Origin of the sequence: Brevibacillus sp. GCM10020057 (assembly GCF_042683565.1) — a bacterium.
Classification (GTDB): domain Bacteria; phylum Bacillota; class Bacilli; order Brevibacillales; family Brevibacillaceae; genus Brevibacillus.
Genome location: NZ_JBHUJW010000042.1, coordinates 28,760 through 47,058 on the forward strand (window position 1 = coordinate 28,760; position 18,299 = coordinate 47,058).

The following is an 18,299-nucleotide window of genomic DNA, read 5'->3' on the forward strand; positions in this document are numbered from 1 at the left end:
AATGTAACATATCCGTCAAAAAGTTGCAAGGCCTCCCCACGCCCCTTTTGACGCGGGTAGCCTGTTTACCTGCCGATGCGTCTGCTCAGCTCCTGCCGCAGCTCCTCGTAGGTCACGACATGGGTGACCGAACGAAACACGATCTCGCCGTCGATCGCCACTACGGGGATGACCAGCATCATTTCCTCGTGCAGCACCGGATCGCTCTCGATATCGACGAGCTGCAAACAAAGAAGGAACTCCTCCGCCAAGGCGCGGATGACGAGCTCCACCTCTTCGCACAGATGGCATTTCTTTCGCCCGTACAGGACGATCTCCAAAACTGGCTTCGTCTCCAATCATTAAAACCTCTTTCGCTTCGCCGAGGACGGGATCATCATCTCTTCCCGGTACTTCGCAACCGTCCGGCGGGAAATTTCGATGCCTTCCGCCTGCAGCATTTCTCCAATCTTCTGGTCAGACAGAGGGGCTTTGCGGTCCTCCTGCTCAATCAACGCCTTGATCCGGCGCTTTACGCTCTCCGACGATGTTGCCGCGCCGTTTGCCGTTGACAAGGCAGAGGTAAAGAAATACTTCAGTTCAAAGATGCCCCTTGGCGTCTGGACATACTTGTTGCTCGTCGCCCGGCTGATCGTGGACTCGTGCAGGTTCACCCGTTCCGCGATCTCCTTTTGCGTCATCGGTTTGAGGTAGTGGATGCCGCGCTCGAAAAAGTCTCGCTGCAGCTCCACGATGGCCTGCGTTACCCGCATCAGCGTCAGACGGCGCTGCTCCAGGCTTTTCGCCAGCCACATCGCCGCATTCAGCTTCTCGTGGATGAATTGCCTTGCCTCCTCCTGACTCTTCTGCTGGCTCAGCATTTTCTCGTAAAAGCTGTTGATTTTCAGACGCGGTGTAGCGACGTCGTTGACCAGAACGACGTACTCGTCGCCGACCTTTTCCACGGCCACGTCAGGGACGACGTAACGCGTCTCGGCGCGGGAATAGGCCGCTCCCGGGCGCGGGTTGAGCGTACGGACCAGATCTGCCATGGCCTGCACATTCTGCGGCGTGCAACCGACCTTTTCGGCGATGCGCTGATAGCGGTTGTCCGCCAGGTCCTGCAGGTGGTAGCGGACGACCTGTACGATCTTCTCATCGTCCAGCGCCAGATGCTCCAGCTGCAGTAGCAAACATTCCTCCAGGTTGCGCGCCGCGACGCCGACCGGATCAAAATGCTGCAAGATCGTCAGCACGTCTTCGATTTCCGCAAGCTCCGCCCCCAGCCTGGCGCTCGCCTCCTCCAGCGTGACCTCCAGATACCCTTTTTCGTCCAGGTTGCCGATGAGGAACAGCGCGATTTTCTTTTGCAAAGGAGTGAAGCCTTTGACGTAGCCGAGCTGACGCTCCAGATGTTCGTACAGCGTATCCGACCCTTTATGGACAAAATCAAGCGGATTGTAAGTGCTTTCATTTTTGGACGCAGTATATTCACCTGTAGCCCGGTTCCCTACAATTTCTTTCCAGTCAATTTCCGGCGTCGGCTTTTCCACTTTGGCTGTGGCAATTTCCTTCGGCGCTTCGAGGTCAATGACCGGATTTTCGGTTGCCTGCTCCTGCAAATAAGAGATCAGGTCGACGGCCGAATACTGCAATATGGTAATCGCCTGACGCAACTCCGGCGTCATCACCAGCTTCAGCGTCTGCTCTTGAAACAACCCCAGTCCCATGTTCATGAAGCTCGCCCCTTTCCTCTCCCGTACTTACTCCTGCTGTTCTCTCTCTTCCTATTATCATTATATTCGTTCTTCCTTGCAATTTTCCTGCCAATAAATGAATGACGGGCGGAAAAAATGAACCACAAACATTTTTTTGTTTGCATTTTCCCCGCCGAATGGCTTATAATATGAAAGTGTCACCATTCTATATCATACGCCTGTAGCTCAGTGGATAGAGCAATGGTCTCCGGAACCATGTGCGGGGGTTCGATTCCCTTCAGGCGTACCATACTTTACAAGCAAAGCAGCGATCCCTCTTGTCATCCAGGGATCGCTGCTTTGCTTTTGCGTATAGCGTCCATAGCTTGAATTGCTCGATTTTATACATTTGGAAAATTCACCATTTTTAAGTGGTGCAGATTCCAGTAGATCGGCTTTTGATCGGCGGTAATCAGCTCAACAATGTTATTTTCGATGCCTCGTAACAAGCCAATTTTTTCAGGATTGCTTCCCAGGTCAAAGACGACGATTTTTCCCTCCATTTTCTTGAGTTGTTCTTCAAATGTACGAGCCAATTTTACTGAGGAGGGATTCAAGGGAAGAGTTGCTTTGTCGAGGGTATAAGGCGTTTTGTTTTCGGGATAAGGAATGAGCCATTTTAGATGAAACAAAGGCACGTATTGGGTTTTATGAACCGGGGAATAGAAGCTGAAATAGTCAGACAGTACACTTGTGACATAGCCATGGATTGACTGGTTGCCAGCCACAAATATTTGCACAAGCATCCCTTTTGATTCCATTAATACTTTTCGGTAAGACAAATCATTATCCAAATTCGTTTGCTCATACATCGCATTCGAGATTTGAGCTTCCGGCGAAACCAGCCGGATATTTTGAACATGGCCGGCCGGGATATAGACATAGTCAACACCATCGTGGATCACAAGCACGTCGAGTCCGTAATCGATCAAAATTCCCAGGCGGTCAATCGGACCTGATATTTTTAGCTGTACCGTTTTTCCCACTAATGAATCCAAATAACTCACAACTGGTCAATCCCCCTTTTCATCCATGATTAAAACACTACATATTTCGTCCACAAGTACAGCATTTGCAGACTCAAAATTAGACTGACTGGTATAACAGACAGCGTCACTCGCAAATATTTACCCCAATTCATCGGAATCTTGTACTGTCGCAGTGTATGGAGCCATAGCAGGGAAGCCAGTGTACCCATAGGCAGGATTAAGGAACCGATGTCCGCTCCAATTACATTTGCCAAATAGGCAACTTGCATCGTTTGCAGGCCAAGGCCCATCTCTTTTATGGAGATTGTGCCGATCATGACGGAAGGAAGGTTATTGCATATATTGGACAGGATGGTGAGCAAAAGGCCCATGATGAATATGGCATACAATGGATCTTGGGCTGCCGTATCTCCGAGTGTGTTTACGATGACGGACGTCATGCCGATATTGTGCAGACCAAAAATGATCACGTACATGCTGAATGCGAACAACAAGATATGCCATGGACTTTTTTTGAGGATATCCATGGGACCGATTTTTTTCTGATGCCAGCGAATCACAATTAACAAAACGGCACCTATGACGGCAGGCCATTCAGTGGAAATTCCAAAGGGGGCCAGGGCAAAGAAGCTGATGCGTGTCAGCACGACCACCCCGATGCACAGGCGAAACATTTTCCAGTCTATAGCCGCTTGTCCCATCGCTTTTGTACCCAACGGATGCGGCATCCGTTTCGTTGACATTTGGAATGCCAGGGACTTTGCATCGCCTCTTTCCAATATATTGCCGAAATCGGCCGGGATATCTTTTCTGAAATACAGGAACAACCCTGCTGCGATACATACGATTCCAGCCATGGAAGGTACGAACATCATACTGGCGTAAGCGTTCAAATCCAGGCCCACGATCTTCAGAGCAATCAGGTTAGCCAGGTTGCTAACACCAATCGGAGCGCTAGCGGCAGTCGCTACTAGCGCTCCCGAGATCAGGAAAGGGATTTGCTGATGGGGTTTCAGTCGCAGGAATGACAGCGTTTGTATAATGATCGGTGTTGTAATGAGTATGCTCCCATCGTTGTTGAAAAAAAGAGTCATGAGAAAACAAAGCAGATTAATGTACCAAAACAGCAAAATCCCAGAGCCTTTGGATTTGATCGCCAAATTTATTGCTGCCCACCGGAAGAATCCAACACTTTCCAGTACGATCGACATCACAATCGTCGAAAGAATCGTTATAGATGCTCCGGTCACTGTTTCAAATATGGTGAATACGTCAGCAAGTGGCACAAGCCCCATCAACAAAATGGTACCAGCCGCTATAGTCGTCGGGATGGACTCATTGATTCCAAATGGTCTCCACAGGATGCAAAGAACTGTAACGACGAAGATCGAGATCATGATGACTGCCGGTACGCTAATCATTGGTATTCGCCATACTTTTCGCTGTATTCATCATGATGTGGTGGCGAAGAAAAACGGCTTCATTTTGCTTGGGGATTGTCATATAGATTACAGATTGAGGAGTGTAAGTCTGGATTGGTTTTGGCTTGGAAACTTGTGCGAAATCCTCTTGCGCATCCAGTGAGGTTGGGGGCTTTAAAAGCATATACATCAAAATACCGCTTGCCATGACGATGATGAAGCTGATGATCACTTACTTGCCCTCCCTTCCAATGTTCTGTGCGAATAGCCACAACGTATGAATGGGGCCAGCCATATCCTTCCATTAAGATTTTTGGTAGTAAAGTACCATCGCTTCGTAATCAATTTTCTGGCCGCTGCAGTCTTTCGCGGTTTTACCGTGGCCCATTGTCTTTTCGTTGTGAAAGTTGGTTTGTTCATTTGCAGTCTGTTTTTCGTTTTGATAAAACGGATGCGCTTTGATTTCCGGTAAGTTTTCCTGAATTTGGGAACAAAGGTCGCAGTCCTATTTCTTGCTTGTTTAGCCGGCGGCAGTTTTTGGGGAGTAGAGTTGGCAGCAGCTGATGCGGCATCCGTTGGTTGAGAATCCTGGTCTTCTGTGTTGGATGCCGATTGCCAGGTGTTGAGTGGCTGTTCTGTCGGATTTGACTTTGCAGGGATAGTTACTTGATCCGGTACCGTTGTTGGAGCTGGTACGGCAATTGGTGAAGGTATTACAGTTTGTTCGGGGGTTGTTGTATGCGGCGGTGAGGTCACGTGATCAGATGCTGTTATTTGTGCTGCAGGGGGAGGCACCAGCTCTGGTCCCGTCAGAAGATGGGCAGAATTCACAGGCTCCGTTACTGATTCTGATGTTTTGCCTTCCGATTCGTCCAACTTGACATGCTTTTCCGAAGGCTGACTTTTTTCTTCAGACTTTGAAACGGCTGCTGTCTTTTGCTCCTTCTTGCTGCGATCATGGCAAATGTCTTTGATATGAAAAACGGGGACCCTTATAAATTCATGTCCGTTAACAAGATCAACATGGTTGTCGAGACACCTGGTCAAAATGCCTCTGATCCTTTCAGGTCCGTTCTGGTTGATGAGTACGAAGCGGTACTTCATTTTTTCGAGGAGGTCTGCGAAGTTTTCCGCATCCATATAAGCATCGAGAGGGGAACAGGACGTATGGATCGGTAAGTTGCGGGTGGTATCAATTGCTATACTTTTCACCTGGTGCGTCTGAAGATACAGGCATTGATCGTCAGATTGCAGTGCGAGGTAATCATCCTTCACAGCCAATAATCTGCCTTGATGTGATGATCCGGCAGAATGTATGCGAACCATTCTTCCCGTCATCCCTTTAAAGGAATCGGGATCGGTAACTTTCATGCTGTCTCCCTCCAATCATCACGAATGGACAGTACTACCACATACATATGCAATGAGATAAACGAAGTATAGGAAAAGCGCCGTTCCTACCAAAAAATCCGCAAAGGTTTAAGCTGCTTGCAGAAGTAACAAAAATAGCCGTATAAACGGCGATTTTTGTTCGATAACTACTTGTTATCTTCGTTCTTGTTGTTCTCTTTGTTGTTATCTTTGTTCTTGTCCTTTTCCTGTTCGTTGTTCTTTTTCAAGCCATAGCTAATGTTGCGGATATGGTAAGTCAATACTTTGACTACTTCATTACCTGAAATTACAGTCACATGAGTATCTGTGGCATCAATCAACACGCCTTCTACTTTTTCAGGGCCGCCACGGTTAATTTGAACCCAATGAAGCCGCATTTCTTTTAAGACAGAGTTAAAATTATCAGCCTCAATATGCTTGGGGATATATGTTTGTACCTCGTTCGGATCTTCGGCATCAGCCAAATTACGGGTGTCCAGGGTCAAGCTTTTCACATGTTCAATTCTGTAGTAGAGCATCCCATCGTTTTCATTATAGACGACGAAGTGATCGTCCTTTGTTGCGATGAGCTTGCCGGTTCTTGATTCAGGTCCGCCCCTATCCACTCGAATAGATCTGCCTAAAAGTGCATCCAGAATAGCTTTATCCATGTTTTCTCCCTTCCTTTATTAAAGGTATATGCTTCTTACAAGATTCACTTTTTCTTGTGGCCGTGCTTCTCTTTACCACCAGAGCTTTGCTTCTTTTCGTTAGATTCAGCTTTTTTCGGTGGCTCATGGTTTGGCTCGGCGGCCTCGGCTTTTTTCTTGTCATGGCCGCGATCGTCTTTGCCGTCGGAATCTTGTTTCTTTTTATCATGTTCGCCTTTTTCCGGTTTCAGGTGTTGCGGTTCCTTGTCCTCAGCTTTTTTCTTGTCATGCCCTTGAGCGTCTTTACCCTCTGCATCCTGTGGCTTTTTCTCAGATTTCGCTTCTTCTTGCAAGTGTTTTTCTTTATTTTTGGGGTCCTCGTGTTTCTTGTCTTTCCCTGGCATCTAACATCACCTCCCACTTGCCTTGCTAATCCAATGTATGACCTCGAATAAGACAAAGTATAAGCAAATGCCATAAGAAATAAGACTATTTTTACCCGAGAAGGCATGCAAGGCGGCGAACAGGAAGGGCGCGAATCTACTTGTCGCCACGACAAAAAAGCCTGCAGCTCCGTCATTTCGTACGGCTGCAGGCTTCGCTAACGTTTCCGTTATTGATCCAGTTCTTTTTGCATCCATTCTTGTTGCGGCATCGGATCGATCGGATCAGGTTTACGGGAGTACGCCTTATTCGTAACCCAAATGGTGCTCCCGATAATAATGACGAATGTAATGGCAAGCGCAATGATAAAACCCGTTGACATCCTGAAACCCCCTGTCTCTCCACATCTCCATTCATTATAACTGATTTGGCCCGCTCTGTGAGAAAATCATTTTGCCAAACCCGGGAAATTCCCAAGCGACGACACGGCTCCTGCGGCAAGAAAAACAAGGCAACGGTCGTCCCAATCAAGCTGCCGATTGCCAAAGAGCAAAATGGGTCATCCTAATAGGGCAAGATGCTACAGGCTATAGGAGGTGTCACATGGATTTCACCCGAATGAGCACAAGCGAATTCGTCGCCAAGATTCACGAGGCCCAGGCGAAGGATCGCAAAAACAGGCAGCATCAGGGATATAATCATCCCGAAAAGCGATTGCCGAGCAAGCAGGGCATCTCGTAACAAGCTGAAGCCCACCCGGGAGTCATGCTCCAGCGGGTGGGCTTCTCATGTGAATACCGTTATTGCGGGTCCTGCCTGTTCAAATTGCGGTCTCGCTCGGACTTTTGACTCTGGCTTTTTTGCGACTTGCTGCTCTGGCCTTTGTTGTTGCCATATTGGGTATCGCGATTGTTTGACATGCAGATCCCTTCCTTTTGTTCAGGATGTTATGCCAAACATAGTATGTCCCAAATGGCCGCTCCTTACTGCCGCTTACTTCACTTCGCCGATGAATACTTTTTGGCCGTTCTCGTACTTGTACACGTACACGGAAGCGAATGTGTTGTCGCCTTTGTCGTCGAACGTCACGTTTACGAATTTCCCTTTGTAATCTTTGGTATTGTGTACAGCATTCAGCACTTGTTCACGAGTAGGCTTTTTGCCGCCGTTTGCCTTGATCGCTTCTTCCAGGCCATGCAGCATGACGCCCATGGAATCATAGCCGAAGGAAGTGAAGATCCCTACTTTATTGCCGGTAGCAGCTTCAAAATCAGAAATCCATTTTTTGCCTTCCTCCGTAGCCCCCACGTCACCTACCGTGGAAGTGAATACGACGTTGTTGGCATTTTCCGTACCGGCGATTTTCACCAGGTCAGCAGAGTCGTAGCCGTCTCCGCCCATAAAGACGCCTTTGAAGCCTTTTTCGCGGGCTTGTTTCACAATGATGCCGGCGTCCGAATAGTATCCGCCGAAGTATACCATTTCCGGGTTGGCCGCGACGATCTGGTTGATGACGGCGCTGTAGTCTTTCTCGCCAGCGGTTACGCCCTCGAAGCCCAGAATTTTCACGCCGTCTTTTTCAAATTGCTTTTTCACTTCTTCAGCCAAGCCTTGTCCATAGGCTTGCTTGTCATGCATCAGAAAAGCGGTCTTGATGCCCAACTGGTTTTTCGCGTAAATGGCCGCCTTGGAGCCTTGCTGGTCGTCACGCGCGCAAATGCGGTGTACGATCTTTTTGCCTTGCTCGGTCAGGTCGGAGCCTGTCGCGGATGGAGAAACCATCACCAGGTTTTCCTGCTCGTATTGGGCAGCTGCCGTGATCGAAGCACCTGTAGTCGCATGTCCCACTACCCCTACTACGTCAGGGTTGGAGATCAGCATTTGCGCTACTGCTACCCCTTGTTTCGGGTCAGCCTGGTCATCCTGTGCGGAGAGCTCTACATCGAAGCCCAGCTTTTTGAAGTCTTCCAGTTTTTCTTTCAGAGCGTATTCAGCACCGGCTTTTGCCGTGCTTCCGTAGTCCGAGTATTGACCAGACATCGGGCCGACTACCCCAATGACGAGCTTTTCCAATTTTCCGTTAGCAGCTCCACCGTTGCCGCCGCTTTGTTCCGAAGTTCCGCCTTGCTGCGGAGCGGCGTTCTGTCCGCCCCCACATCCTGCGAGAAGCGACCCCAGTGCAAACGTAGCCGCGAGAATTGACAGTGTCTTCTGTTTTTTCATAACATGCATCCCCTTTTTATTTATGAGCAAACTGTGGCCTACTCCTATCATTCTAAAATAAATTAGAAAATTTGCAACAGAAATAATAATATTTACTTTCCGTATAAATATTCACGATATAGAAACCAGGGAAAAAAGCCGCTCCCAATGCGGTTGCGGCTTTTTTCCGGAAAATACATCTATTCTTTGTATTTACGCGAATACGCTTTGCAAATAACATAAATCGCTGCTGCCACAAAGGCAATGATCATCCCTGCAGTGGCAACCGAGCTTCCTGGCATGTTTGATCTCCTCTCCGTTGCGCTAACTTTGCCCCTATTATACGGGAAGCAAAGAGGCGGTTACAACGGACAATCCGCGCCAGTCTAAGACTTGACTTCGATCTGCAGGTTGTAGGTCAGATGCTTGGCGTCGTAGGTAACTTTGGCTCCCAGCTCGGATGCGATGTACGCGAGCGGAACCAGCACAGCGCCAGTCGTCACGCGCGGAGGGTAGGGCACGCGGGTCTCCTTGCCATTTTTGTAGGCAAAGGTGCTGTTTGGGTACATCCGCAGCGCGTATTTGTTGTCTTTGGCGACCAACAGAGATTTGCTCATCGAATCCCAGGCAGCAGTGCCTCCCAGTGCGATTGCCAGCGTGCTTGCATTCACATACGCCACACCATTTTCCGTCACGATGTCTTGCGGAAATGGAAGCTCCTTGCCATTCAGATTCACTTTGATTTTCTGCTGCTGAACAGGCGCCGATTGGGCAAATGCGGCAGTCGCCGCCGCGCTTCCCGTCAGGAGAGTCGCTGTCAACAACAGAGCAGAAAACTTGCGAAGCATAAAAACACCCCTTGTTTGCTAGTGAATAATTACCAAATTTGCAAATTCGACACTCATGATTGTATTCCTTCTCTTTCTTCCACTCTTTTCCTAGTCAGAAGAAACGCCGTTTAAGCCCAAACTATAACTAATGAAAGCAGCTGAAGAAAACTTTTTTCAGGCAAGTAACATATCCCGCGAACAAATGTTTTTGTGCACAATCTGTTGATAATTCTGTGGATAATTCCTGCAAGCGAGGGACTTATGGCAAAAGAACGATTTTTTCTCATTTATCAGGAAGCGAGTGACGAAGAATGTCTGCTGACCATTCAGCCTTACACAGACGAACAGGCGCTTGCGGAAGCGATTAATCAGTTGCAGGGCAGGCAGGTCGAGGAATATACAATTATTCGGGGGAAAAAGATGTCGGCAAAGCTCCGGCTCGCAGTCGAGCTGACCGAAGCGGAAGATCCGGAATAATTGTTTTCTTTGCCGAGTAGTTTTAAGTGGAGGGTTGTTGGTAACCATGGAAGTGAGGGCGTGCAGTTATGTGTTTGACCTTCATTGACCTTTTGTGTATGATATTCTTACAAAGAGAGGAGGAAGACTAGATGCACATGAATTTGATCCCGACTGTCATTGAACAGACCAACCGCGGTGAACGTGCTTACGATATTTACTCGCGACTGCTCAAGGACCGCATCATCTTTCTGGGGACTCCCATCAACGATACCGTAGCGAATATTGTGGTGGCACAGTTGTTGTTCCTTCAGGCGGAAGATCCGGACAAAGACATTTATCTGTACATAAATAGCCCGGGTGGGTCCATTACAGCCGGTATGGCCATTTACGATACGATGAATTTCATCAAGCCTGACGTTTCCACAATTTGCATTGGCATGGCAGCGTCCATGGGTGCCTTCTTGCTGGCAGCCGGTGCAAAAGGCAAACGCTTTGCGCTTCCGAACAGCGAAGTGATGATTCACCAGCCATTGGGCGGCGCACAAGGCCAGGCGAGCGACATCGAAATCGCCGCCAAGCGCATCCTGAAAATGCGCGACCACCTGAACCGGATTCTCTCCGAGCGCACCGGCCAGCCTTTGGAGCGCATCGAGAAAGACACGGATCGCGACAACTTCCTCACAGCGGCACAAGCTGTCGAGTACGGATTGATCGACAAAGTGATTACATCCGAGCCGTCCTCCAAAAAGTAAACGATGCCTGACGAAGCAAACACCCGACCACTGCGGCCGGGTGTTTTGTCGTCTTCTACAGCTCTCGCTTTTCCTCCAGCTGCCCTACTTGCACCCGCAAGCTGCTGGCAGGATTTCGTTCCGTATGGATACGAGCTGTCTGCGTCGACTCGTCCAGCTCGTCGATCCACACATTGTCCCCTTTATAGTGGACGATGAATTTTTCATCAGAGCTCACAATTTCCTTTGCGCGTGCCAAATCCATGCTGCCCCTCCTCCTTACCTTTCATCATCCACGTTTGCTTCATCTGCACCCGCATTGGCCTGTGCAGCGTTGCTCGCGCCCATCATCGTGTGGACGGTCGTTTCCTCAATCAGCCCGTTTTGATCTGACACTTGCCCTCCACCCAGGCCTTCGTTTACCATGCGGTCGATATCCATGTCGTACACATCGCGGCCTTCGTGGCAACTGTCGCAGTTCGTCTCGCGATTGCTCATGTGTGCATTTTCCTCCTCTCGGGTTTTACATCGATTAGCATTTCCCATCGAAGGAGAAACATGATGGCTTTCGGAAAGCGGACAGTGCCAAAAAAAGACACCTTCCACCGGGAAAGTGTCTTTGGTCTTGCTCCTATTCTTCCTTGCTCACCAGATTGGCAAGGCTGGTTACTGCCTGGGAGGCATCCGGCCCTTCTGCCAAAATGGTTATTTCCGTTCCAGAGCTGATCGCGAGGCTCATGATGCCCATGATGCTTTTCGCATTGACTTTTTTGGTATCCTTTTCCACGAACACTTCTGAAACAAAACGGTTGGCTTCTTGTACGAAAAAGGCTGCCGGACGAGCCTGCAAACCAGTCTTCAATTGAACCACAACCTGCTGTTGAACCATGACTGAACCTCCTTGCGCCAATGACTATTATCCTTAAGTATATCATGCATCTACATCGAAATATTTTGTTTTTCTCGTATTTTGTCAGCGATTTCATTAATTTTTCGCAGGCGGTGATTGACTCCCGATTTGCTGACAACTCCGCTCGGCAGCATCTCTCCCAATTCCTTCAGGTTCATATCGGGGTGAGCCACCCTTAGTTCAGCCACTTCCCGCAAACGTCTGGGCAAGTTTTCCAGGCCGATTTCCTGATCGATGAGCTGAATATTTTCCAGTTGCTGCGTGGCTGCATTCACCGTCTTGTTGATGTTGGCGATCTCGCAGTTGTGCAGACGGTTCACCGAGTTGCGCATATCTTTGACGATGCGTACGTCCTCAAAATAGAGCAAGGCCTGGTGAGCCCCGATCAGACTGAGGAACTCTGTGATCTTTTCGCCTTCTTTAATGTAGAACACATACCCTTTTTTCCGCTCGATGCACTTGGCATTTAGTTTATACCGATTGGCGATCTTGGTCAATGCTTCGCAAAAATCCTGGTAGGACGTAAAAATCTCCAGATGGTAGCTGGACGCTTCGGGGTGATTGACAGAGCCCCCGGCCAAAAAGGCGCCGCGCAAATACGCTGCGCGGCAGCATGACTTTTTCACGAGGTCTGGCGCGATTCCCGCCACGAACGAGAGGCTCTGGTCCATGATCCCGAGCTCCTGCAGAATTTCATTCGCCTTGTTGGGGATTCTCACGATGTAGACGTTGTTTTTCTTCAGGCGCATCTTTTTCCGGACGAGCAACTCGGCGTGAATCTGGAACAACCTTTTGATCAAGGTGTAAATCCGTCTGGCAATCGCCGCATTCTCCGTAGTGACATCGAGCACCAACCGTCCGGCGCCGAACTGGAGGCTGCCGTTCATGCGCAGCAAGGCAGACAGCTCCGCCCTGCTGCAGCAGTCAGCCCCCTCCTGCATCGTTAATTCTTTTTTGGTCTGCGCGGCGAATGACATCGGTCCTCACTCCTTCTCTAACTTCAGCACCTTTCGCCTGCGCTTGACGAGTGCAACTACCTGTTTGCTGACCGCGCGTGCATCGTGCCGCAGGTAACCGTCCTCGAATGTGACCAAGGGCTTCGCGACGATCTGCAGCCCCAGTTGTCGCAGCTTTTTCAGATCACATGGGACAGGAGCTGCTCCCTTTTCCGCGTACTTCTCTAATACATGGTGGGGCAGCTCTGCTGAATTGACAATGATCGTATCCAAAAATGGTTCATGGACGTGCTCATACATCACATTCACATGCCTGGAAGCGGTGAATCCGTCCGTTTCTCCCGGCTGTGTCATGACATTGCAGATGTAAATTTTCGGAGCTGTCGAGCGTTTGATGGCGTCGAACAGTCCGCGCACCAGCAGATTCGGCAGAATGCTGGTGTACAAGCTTCCCGGTCCGATCAAGATGGCATCCGCCTCTGCGATCGCGGCCAAGGCGTCATCCAGCGGAACAGCGTCTTCCGGATCGAGAAAGACGCGCTTGATTTCCTTGCCGGTCAGCGGAATTTGCGACTCTCCCATGACGAGGGAGCCGTCCTTCATCTCCGCTACCAGCCGAATGGACTGGGTAGACGCCGGCAGCACATCGCCGCGAACGGCCAGTACGCCGCTCAACGTCTTGACGGCCGTGACGAAATCACCTGTTATTTCATTCATCGCTGCAAGTAGTAGATTTCCCAGATTATGCCCGGCTAATCCAGTTCCTTGCGAAAAGCGGTACTGCATCACCTTTTCCATCAATGGCTCCGTATCCGCCAGCGCAGTCAGTACGTTACGAATATCTCCCGGAGGAAGCATATCCATTTCTTCACGCAGCCGACCAGAGCTTCCCCCGTCATCAGCTACGGTCACAATTGCGGTAATATGCACAGGCTCGTGTTTCAATCCTCGTAACAAAACGGACAGACCCGTTCCTCCGCCGATTACGACAATACGCAACTGCCTTGCTTGCAGCCTCCCCATTCCCTTAGTCGGCATATGTCACCTCATTATCCCTATTACCCAAAAACACGCTGCCTGGCCTTTGCAGGGAATCCATCCCCTTATTCTTTTCCTGCCATCCTATGCTCACTTGTTCTTTTCCATGTCTCGGTGGCTGACGCGCACCGTAAAATCTTTGCCGAACGTCGCGCCCAAATGCTCGGCAATGGCGACGGAGCGGTGTTTTCCGCCCGTACAACCCACTCCGATCACGAGCTGGCTTTTGCCCTCCCGCTGGTAATGCGGCAGCGTGTATGCCAAAAAGTCCGTCAGCTTTTCCACAAACTCCTGGGTCTCCTTGTGCTTCATGACGTACTCCGCCACCTCCGGGTCACAACCGGTTTTCGGACGCAGCTCATCCACGTAATGCGGATTGGGCAGGAAGCGGACGTCAAACATCAAGTCGGCGTCGATCGGAGTCCCGTATTTGAAGCCGAAAGAAAGGACGTTAATCGTAAGGGGCGACCCTTGCTGTCCGTATTGGCTGATGATTTTTTCCCGCAGCTGGGCCGGTTTCATCTGACTCGTATCGATAATCTGATGCGCCCACCCTTTTATCTCCTGCAGCAGGCGGCGTTCAGCGTGTATCCCTTCCAGGGGTGAACCGTTTGGCGACAAAGGATGACGACGGCGCGTTTCCTTGTAACGGGACACCAGCGTCGTATCATTCGCATCGAGATAAAGAATATGGTACGAAAGCCCGTTCATCTGGTTCAACGTCTCGATCGTCGCAGACAGGCTCTCAAAAAACTCGCGCCCGCGCAAATCGATCACCAGTGCAACCCGCTCAATACTGCCACCGGACTGTTTGATCAGCTCGGCAAACTTCGGAATCAGTACAGGCGGCAGGTTGTCTACACAAAAGTAGCCCAAATCCTCCAAGCTTTGTACAGCCACCGTCTTTCCGGCACCTGACATCCCCGTAATGATCAGCAGATTAATGGCCTTATCGTTTCCCAATTCTGTCACACAACTCGCCTCCTACGATTCTGACAATAGCATACCATATTGCCCGGCATATTCGCACCCTTTTACATGCAACCCCTGTTTTCCCGAGCCGAGGTACAAGCCCTGAACAAAAAAAGATGCGTGACTGAATGCCAGTCACGCAACAACTGTCTATATGGATAAGGGGGTCAATTCATTGTCTTTATCTTACATCCCAAATATTTCACTTATGTTACAACCAGGTTAAGAGATTGTGACATTTTGTTCCTTTAATGCTTCGTTCAGCTCTTCCACGTAATGTTGAGCAGATTGGGCAGCGATGGAACCGTCACCGGTAGCGGTCACCACTTGACGCAGCATTTTTTCGCGGACGTCACCAGCGGCGAATACGCCTTTGACTTTGGTGTGCATTTTTTCATCGGTCAGCACGTAGCCTGCTTCATTCGTAATTCCCAGCGAGCGCACGCTCTCGGTCAACGGGTCCATGCCAACGTATATAAACACGCCGTCGGTCGCAAATTCGCGCTGCTCGCCTGTTTTGATGTTTTCCAGCAGGACCGATTGGACTTTGCCTTCGCCGCGGATTTCTTTGACGGTTGTATCCCAGATGACTTCGATCTTTTCATTTTCAAACGCGCGTTTTTGCAAGATTTTTTGGGCGCGGAACTGATCGCGGCGGTGAATGATCGTCACTTTGGACGCAAAGCGTGTCAGGAATACCGCTTCTTCTACTGCAGAGTCGCCTCCGCCTACGACCACGAGCTCTTTGTTGCGGAAGAAGGCGCCGTCACACACTGCGCAATACGATACGCCGCGGCCGGACAGCTCTTTCTCGCCGGGTACGCCCAGGAGGCGGTGTTCTGCCCCTGTCGCGATGATGACGGATTTGGCCAGGTATTCCTTGTCGCCTGTGATCACACGTTTGTACGGTGCCTCGTCGCGAACTTCCTTGATTTCGCCGTACTCGTATTCCGCGCCGAACTGCTGCGCATGCTCAAACATTTTGGTGGACAGGTCTGGACCGAGAATGGACGTGAACCCCGGGTAGTTCTCGATTTCTTCGGTATTCGCCATTTGGCCGCCAGGAATCCCTCTCTCCAGCATCAAGGTACTCATGTTCGCACGGGAAGTGTATACGGCAGCCGTCATACCAGCGGGACCGGCACCGGCGATAATGACATCGTAAATTTTTTGCTCACTCATATGGAAAGCCTCCTTCACTCCAGCAGGATTGTCCTCGTAAAACGGCCGCTCCGCGAATGCGTTGGGAGCAACCAGCCAAGCCCTCTTGTTTAGATTAATTATAATGTAATAATCTATTTAAAATCAAGCATCAGCAGCACTTTTACGCATTTGGCGACGGTAGAGACTGACACCCCGTACTTTTGCGCCAGAGAAGCCTGTGATTGCTTCTCGCCGGTAACGGTTCCGTATACATATTCTAATGCGGCAACCCATGCGAATGTTTTCCGCACCTGTACTTGGCTTTTGGCAAACTCCTGGTGCTCCTGCCAGAACTGCAGGCACCAATTTCCGGCTGCTGCGCGCCCGTCCTGGATCATGAAGAGGCGAATGGCTTCTTCTACACTTTCCGCCCCCTGCTGGTGAGCGATGGAACTGGCTGCAGACTTCTGCGCATTATCCGGCATGGCGGCCCCCATGTCTGCCAGCGCGAGCAAGGCCAGCTTTTGCAGCTGCTGGTTGTCGGTCGAATGGTAAAACTGGCGGACCGCTGTCTCCGCTTCGTCATCGCCGATCAGCGACAGCGTCTGCAGCACGGCAAACTTCACTTCGTCCCGGCCATGCTGCAGCGCCCACAGCAAGGAGGCCCGGATCATCGGATCGTTCTTGAAATCCTCCACGCCACTAAACGATGCCTTTTCCCAGGAGACCTCTTTTTGCGGCGGGTTGTATTGGTAAGGGATCGGTTTTATAGTCTCCCCTTCTCGTTCGTTTTTTACCATCTGGATGTACTGGTCGGCTACGCCGGCTTCCGGGTCCATTTGCTTCGCTTTTTGCCACCAGCGCAGTGCCTGGTCTTTACGCCCGCTCAAGTACGCCGAGATGGCTGCGTAATGGTAGGTGCACGCCTCGTGGGGTCGGCCGGATTTCAGCATCCGTTGGTAGTGGGCGTAAGCCTCGTCGTGCTGGCCGAGCACGCCCATCGTCGTCGCCAGCTTGTAGGTGTTCTCCGGATGGAACGGAACGACTTTTTTCAGCATGTCCATCAGCACAATCAGCTCAGACGTACGGTTGTGATGCGACAGCAGCACCGCCAGATTGCAGAGCGCATGCAGGTTGCCCTGTTCCTTCTCCAGCGTCTGTTCGATCGTGCTCATGGCTTTCTGGAAGTCCCCTACGTAATAGTAGGCGAGCGACAGATTGTTCCAGGCTGGCAGAAAAGACGGATCGGTCTCCACGATCTCTTTCAGAATATCCAACGCTTCCAGGAAGCGTCCTTCCTCCAGGCTGCGTCGTGCGCGCTCGTGCTTGCTATAGACATCTTCCTTTTCACCGGGGAGGAAATGGCGGGGAGGCATATCCAGTTCAAAATAGATGTAGTCCAGCAGTTCCTCGGCGTCCGCCCGATATATCCCCTTGCTGTCTTCCTGGAGATAGCGAATCGCCATTTCTTCTGCCATCTGGTAGTCTTCCAGGTTGGCGTAGTTGTTGGCCATGTAATAATACACTTCGTACATGGATGTATCCCATTTTTCTATTACCTCATAGAGGACATCATTCGATGCTTCAAACTGACCCGTCTCTGCCAGCGCACTTGCCAGATGGCAGTAGCACTCTGCATTGGTAGGTTCGAGCTCGATCGCCCGACGGAAGGAGCGCAACGCTTTTTCGTAGTCGTACCGATTCAAAAAGCGCGTGCCACGATCCACAAAAAAAGCGGCATCTTGCTTGAAATCAACGACAGTCGTTTTCTTCAGAATACTTTTGTTATGTTTCATAGAACCTCCAACATCGTAGGAGCAGCACTCCAAGTATCGTACCAGATGCGCTCGCGCCCTACAAGCTGACTCGTCTTGTAAATGTTCTGTGTGCAGAAGCAGGAAAACACCACTGGCTACATAGCAAGTGGTGTTTACGGACAATAATGGAGCGGACGACGGGTCTCGAACCCGCGACCTTCGCCTTGGCAAGGCGACGCTCTACCAATTGAGCTACGTCCGCACATCTTAACATGTTTTCAGCTGTTTTGGTTTTGTAAAAACTGGTGAGCCATGAAGGACTCGAACCTTCGACCCTCTGATTAAAAGTCAGATGCTCTACCAACTGAGCTAATGGCTCGCACATGGTGGCTCGGGACGGAATCGAACCGCCGACACGAGGATTTTCAGTCCTCTGCTCTACCGACTGAGCTACCGAGCCATGATTTGCGTGCTTATTTTCCCTCTCTGATTCCCGCCTTGGGTAAACCTGTTACAGGTGAGAGGCCTGCGCTATTTTAGAAATGGCGGAGCTGACGGGACTCGAACCCGCGACCTCCGGTGTGACAGACCGGCGTGAACTCCAACTTCACCACAGCTCCATGTGAAAAAATTCATTCCTTGAAAACTGGATCTGCATGCTTGCCAAGGGTGTGTGGATAAGTCCTCGACCGATTAGTATTCGTCAGCTCCACGCGTTGCCGCGCTTCCACACCGAACCTATCAACCTCA

The 18,299-nt window shown here is 50.3% G+C and carries 22 protein-coding genes and 5 tRNA genes; 4 read left to right on the plus strand and 23 right to left on the minus strand.

Features of this window, described 5'->3' with window-relative positions; all coding sequences use genetic code 11:
* Positions 1-65: 65 nt before the first annotated feature.
* Both ACFSO0_RS13450 and rpoN read right to left on the minus strand, forming a co-directional pair.
* A complete protein-coding gene (locus ACFSO0_RS13450) occupies positions 66-338 on the minus strand; it encodes a glutaredoxin family protein (RefSeq protein ID WP_376881149.1) in 273 nt (90 codons plus the stop codon).
* Positions 339-341: 3 nt separating this feature from the next.
* The gene (gene rpoN, locus ACFSO0_RS13455) at positions 342-1,715 is read right to left on the minus strand and encodes an RNA polymerase factor sigma-54 (RefSeq protein ID WP_376881151.1); all 1,374 of its coding nucleotides are present in this window, start codon (positions 1,713-1,715) and stop codon (positions 342-344) included.
* A gap of 196 nt (positions 1,716-1,911) precedes the next feature.
* Here rpoN and ACFSO0_RS13460 point away from each other — a divergent pair.
* Positions 1,912-1,986, plus strand: a tRNA-Arg gene (locus ACFSO0_RS13460).
* 91 nt (positions 1,987-2,077) lie between these two features.
* Here the strand turns inward: ACFSO0_RS13460 and ACFSO0_RS13465 are convergent.
* From ACFSO0_RS13465 to ACFSO0_RS13495, 7 genes are all read right to left on the minus strand, one after another.
* The gene (locus ACFSO0_RS13465) at positions 2,078-2,743 is read right to left on the minus strand and encodes a DUF2642 domain-containing protein (RefSeq protein ID WP_376881154.1); all 666 of its coding nucleotides are present in this window, start codon (positions 2,741-2,743) and stop codon (positions 2,078-2,080) included.
* Positions 2,744-2,772: 29 nt separating this feature from the next.
* Positions 2,773-4,143 carry an arsenic transporter gene (locus ACFSO0_RS13470; protein ID WP_376881190.1) on the minus strand — a complete coding sequence of 457 codons (1,371 nt, stop codon included), beginning with the start codon at positions 4,141-4,143 and terminating at the stop codon, positions 2,773-2,775.
* Entirely contained in the window at positions 4,139-4,378 is a 240-nt protein-coding gene (locus ACFSO0_RS13475; RefSeq protein WP_376881157.1) for a hypothetical protein, read from the minus strand. The genes ACFSO0_RS13470 and ACFSO0_RS13475 overlap by 5 nt, the downstream gene beginning before the upstream one ends.
* Positions 4,375-5,517, minus strand: coding sequence for a hypothetical protein (locus tag ACFSO0_RS13480; RefSeq protein WP_376881159.1), 1,143 nt, complete (start codon positions 5,515-5,517; stop codon positions 4,375-4,377). Before ACFSO0_RS13480 ends, ACFSO0_RS13475 begins: the two co-directional genes overlap by 4 nt.
* A gap of 167 nt (positions 5,518-5,684) precedes the next feature.
* Complete coding sequence (locus tag ACFSO0_RS13485; RefSeq protein WP_376881161.1) at positions 5,685-6,188, minus strand: hypothetical protein; 504 nt, start codon at positions 6,186-6,188, stop codon at positions 5,685-5,687.
* A 44-nt stretch (positions 6,189-6,232) separates the two neighbouring features.
* Complete coding sequence (locus tag ACFSO0_RS13490; protein ID WP_376881162.1) at positions 6,233-6,571, minus strand: hypothetical protein; 339 nt, start codon at positions 6,569-6,571, stop codon at positions 6,233-6,235.
* 209 nt (positions 6,572-6,780) lie between these two features.
* On the minus strand, positions 6,781-6,933 hold the full coding sequence (locus tag ACFSO0_RS13495) for a hypothetical protein (RefSeq protein ID WP_376881163.1): 153 nt from the start codon (positions 6,931-6,933) through the stop codon (positions 6,781-6,783).
* A 221-nt stretch (positions 6,934-7,154) separates the two neighbouring features.
* Between ACFSO0_RS13495 and ACFSO0_RS13500 the strand changes: the two genes are divergently transcribed.
* Positions 7,155-7,292 (plus strand): DUF4023 domain-containing protein, encoded by a 138-nt coding sequence (locus ACFSO0_RS13500; protein ID WP_376881165.1) that lies wholly within the window; start codon positions 7,155-7,157, stop codon positions 7,290-7,292.
* Between the two features lie 252 nt (positions 7,293-7,544).
* Here the strand turns inward: ACFSO0_RS13500 and ACFSO0_RS13505 are convergent, their stop codons facing one another.
* Positions 7,545-8,774, minus strand: coding sequence for a branched-chain amino acid ABC transporter substrate-binding protein (locus tag ACFSO0_RS13505; RefSeq protein ID WP_376881167.1), 1,230 nt, complete (start codon positions 8,772-8,774; stop codon positions 7,545-7,547).
* A gap of 365 nt (positions 8,775-9,139) precedes the next feature.
* Positions 9,140-9,601 carry a copper amine oxidase N-terminal domain-containing protein gene (locus ACFSO0_RS13510; RefSeq protein ID WP_376881169.1) on the minus strand — a complete coding sequence of 154 codons (462 nt, stop codon included), beginning with the start codon at positions 9,599-9,601 and terminating at the stop codon, positions 9,140-9,142.
* Positions 9,602-9,844: 243 nt separating this feature from the next.
* On the opposite strand from ACFSO0_RS13510, the gene ACFSO0_RS13515 reads away from it, so the two are divergent.
* Together ACFSO0_RS13515 and clpP are read left to right on the plus strand one after the other, a co-directional pair.
* Entirely contained in the window at positions 9,845-10,060 is a 216-nt protein-coding gene (locus tag ACFSO0_RS13515; RefSeq protein WP_376881172.1) for a hypothetical protein, read from the plus strand.
* A gap of 131 nt (positions 10,061-10,191) precedes the next feature.
* The gene (gene clpP, locus ACFSO0_RS13520) at positions 10,192-10,794 is read left to right on the plus strand and encodes an ATP-dependent Clp endopeptidase proteolytic subunit ClpP (RefSeq protein WP_376881175.1); all 603 of its coding nucleotides are present in this window, start codon (positions 10,192-10,194) and stop codon (positions 10,792-10,794) included.
* Between the two features lie 55 nt (positions 10,795-10,849).
* On the opposite strand, the gene ACFSO0_RS13525 is transcribed toward clpP, so the two are convergent.
* The 12 genes from ACFSO0_RS13525 to ACFSO0_RS13580 all read right to left on the minus strand — a co-directional run bounded on the left by ACFSO0_RS13525 (position 10,850) and on the right by ACFSO0_RS13580 (position 18,169).
* Positions 10,850-11,038 carry an H-type small acid-soluble spore protein gene (locus ACFSO0_RS13525; protein WP_376881177.1) on the minus strand — a complete coding sequence of 63 codons (189 nt, stop codon included), beginning with the start codon at positions 11,036-11,038 and terminating at the stop codon, positions 10,850-10,852.
* Between the two features lie 14 nt (positions 11,039-11,052).
* Positions 11,053-11,271 (minus strand): hypothetical protein, encoded by a 219-nt coding sequence (locus ACFSO0_RS13530; protein ID WP_376881178.1) that lies wholly within the window; start codon positions 11,269-11,271, stop codon positions 11,053-11,055.
* Between the two features lie 133 nt (positions 11,272-11,404).
* A complete protein-coding gene (locus ACFSO0_RS13535) occupies positions 11,405-11,662 on the minus strand; it encodes an HPr family phosphocarrier protein (RefSeq protein WP_376881180.1) in 258 nt (85 codons plus the stop codon).
* 50 nt (positions 11,663-11,712) lie between these two features.
* Positions 11,713-12,660, minus strand: a complete 948-nt coding sequence (gene whiA / locus ACFSO0_RS13540) for a DNA-binding protein WhiA (protein WP_376881181.1) — start codon at positions 12,658-12,660, stop codon at positions 11,713-11,715.
* A 6-nt stretch (positions 12,661-12,666) separates the two neighbouring features.
* Positions 12,667-13,677 carry a gluconeogenesis factor YvcK family protein gene (locus ACFSO0_RS13545; protein WP_376881183.1) on the minus strand — a complete coding sequence of 337 codons (1,011 nt, stop codon included), beginning with the start codon at positions 13,675-13,677 and terminating at the stop codon, positions 12,667-12,669.
* A gap of 90 nt (positions 13,678-13,767) precedes the next feature.
* A complete protein-coding gene (gene rapZ / locus ACFSO0_RS13550) occupies positions 13,768-14,649 on the minus strand; it encodes an RNase adapter RapZ (RefSeq protein ID WP_376881185.1) in 882 nt (293 codons plus the stop codon).
* A gap of 222 nt (positions 14,650-14,871) precedes the next feature.
* Positions 14,872-15,831, minus strand: a complete 960-nt coding sequence (trxB, locus tag ACFSO0_RS13555; protein ID WP_376881186.1) for a thioredoxin-disulfide reductase — start codon at positions 15,829-15,831, stop codon at positions 14,872-14,874.
* Between the two features lie 113 nt (positions 15,832-15,944).
* Positions 15,945-17,588 (minus strand): tetratricopeptide repeat protein, encoded by a 1,644-nt coding sequence (locus ACFSO0_RS13560; protein ID WP_376881188.1) that lies wholly within the window; start codon positions 17,586-17,588, stop codon positions 15,945-15,947.
* Between the two features lie 147 nt (positions 17,589-17,735).
* Positions 17,736-17,811, minus strand: a tRNA-Gly gene (locus ACFSO0_RS13565).
* A gap of 41 nt (positions 17,812-17,852) precedes the next feature.
* Positions 17,853-17,928, minus strand: a tRNA-Lys gene (locus tag ACFSO0_RS13570).
* Between the two features lie 5 nt (positions 17,929-17,933).
* Positions 17,934-18,009, minus strand: a tRNA-Phe gene (locus tag ACFSO0_RS13575).
* Between the two features lie 83 nt (positions 18,010-18,092).
* Positions 18,093-18,169 (minus strand) — tRNA-Asp (locus tag ACFSO0_RS13580).
* Between the last annotated feature and the right edge of the window lie 130 nt (positions 18,170-18,299).

Excerpts from the sequence above, each read along its gene's own strand:
- ACFSO0_RS13535 (WP_376881180.1), bottom strand. The coding sequence starts at position 11,662 with ATGGTTCAACAGCAGGTTGTGGTTCAATTGAAGACTGGTTTGCAGGCT.
- ACFSO0_RS13480 (WP_376881159.1), bottom strand. The coding sequence starts at position 5,517 with ATGAAAGTTACCGATCCCGATTCCTTTAAAGGGATGACGGGAAGAATG.
- trxB (WP_376881186.1), bottom strand. The coding sequence starts at position 15,831 with ATGAGTGAGCAAAAAATTTACGATGTCATTATCGCCGGTGCCGGTCCC.
- ACFSO0_RS13515 (WP_376881172.1), top strand. The coding sequence starts at position 9,845 with ATGGCAAAAGAACGATTTTTTCTCATTTATCAGGAAGCGAGTGACGAA.
- ACFSO0_RS13495 (WP_376881163.1), bottom strand. The coding sequence starts at position 6,933 with ATGTCAACGGGTTTTATCATTGCGCTTGCCATTACATTCGTCATTATT.
- ACFSO0_RS13560 (WP_376881188.1), bottom strand. The coding sequence starts at position 17,588 with ATGAAACATAACAAAAGTATTCTGAAGAAAACGACTGTCGTTGATTTC.
- ACFSO0_RS13530 (WP_376881178.1), bottom strand. The coding sequence starts at position 11,271 with ATGAGCAATCGCGAGACGAACTGCGACAGTTGCCACGAAGGCCGCGAT.
- ACFSO0_RS13490 (WP_376881162.1), bottom strand. The coding sequence starts at position 6,571 with ATGCCAGGGAAAGACAAGAAACACGAGGACCCCAAAAATAAAGAAAAA.
- ACFSO0_RS13545 (WP_376881183.1), bottom strand. The coding sequence starts at position 13,677 with ATGCCGACTAAGGGAATGGGGAGGCTGCAAGCAAGGCAGTTGCGTATT.
- ACFSO0_RS13500 (WP_376881165.1), top strand. The coding sequence starts at position 7,155 with ATGGATTTCACCCGAATGAGCACAAGCGAATTCGTCGCCAAGATTCAC.
- clpP (WP_376881175.1), top strand. The coding sequence starts at position 10,192 with ATGCACATGAATTTGATCCCGACTGTCATTGAACAGACCAACCGCGGT.
- ACFSO0_RS13505 (WP_376881167.1), bottom strand. The coding sequence starts at position 8,774 with ATGAAAAAACAGAAGACACTGTCAATTCTCGCGGCTACGTTTGCACTG.
- ACFSO0_RS13510 (WP_376881169.1), bottom strand. The coding sequence starts at position 9,601 with ATGCTTCGCAAGTTTTCTGCTCTGTTGTTGACAGCGACTCTCCTGACG.
- rpoN (WP_376881151.1), bottom strand. The coding sequence starts at position 1,715 with ATGAACATGGGACTGGGGTTGTTTCAAGAGCAGACGCTGAAGCTGGTG.
- ACFSO0_RS13525 (WP_376881177.1), bottom strand. The coding sequence starts at position 11,038 with ATGGATTTGGCACGCGCAAAGGAAATTGTGAGCTCTGATGAAAAATTC.
- whiA (WP_376881181.1), bottom strand. The coding sequence starts at position 12,660 with ATGTCATTCGCCGCGCAGACCAAAAAAGAATTAACGATGCAGGAGGGG.
- ACFSO0_RS13485 (WP_376881161.1), bottom strand. The coding sequence starts at position 6,188 with ATGGATAAAGCTATTCTGGATGCACTTTTAGGCAGATCTATTCGAGTG.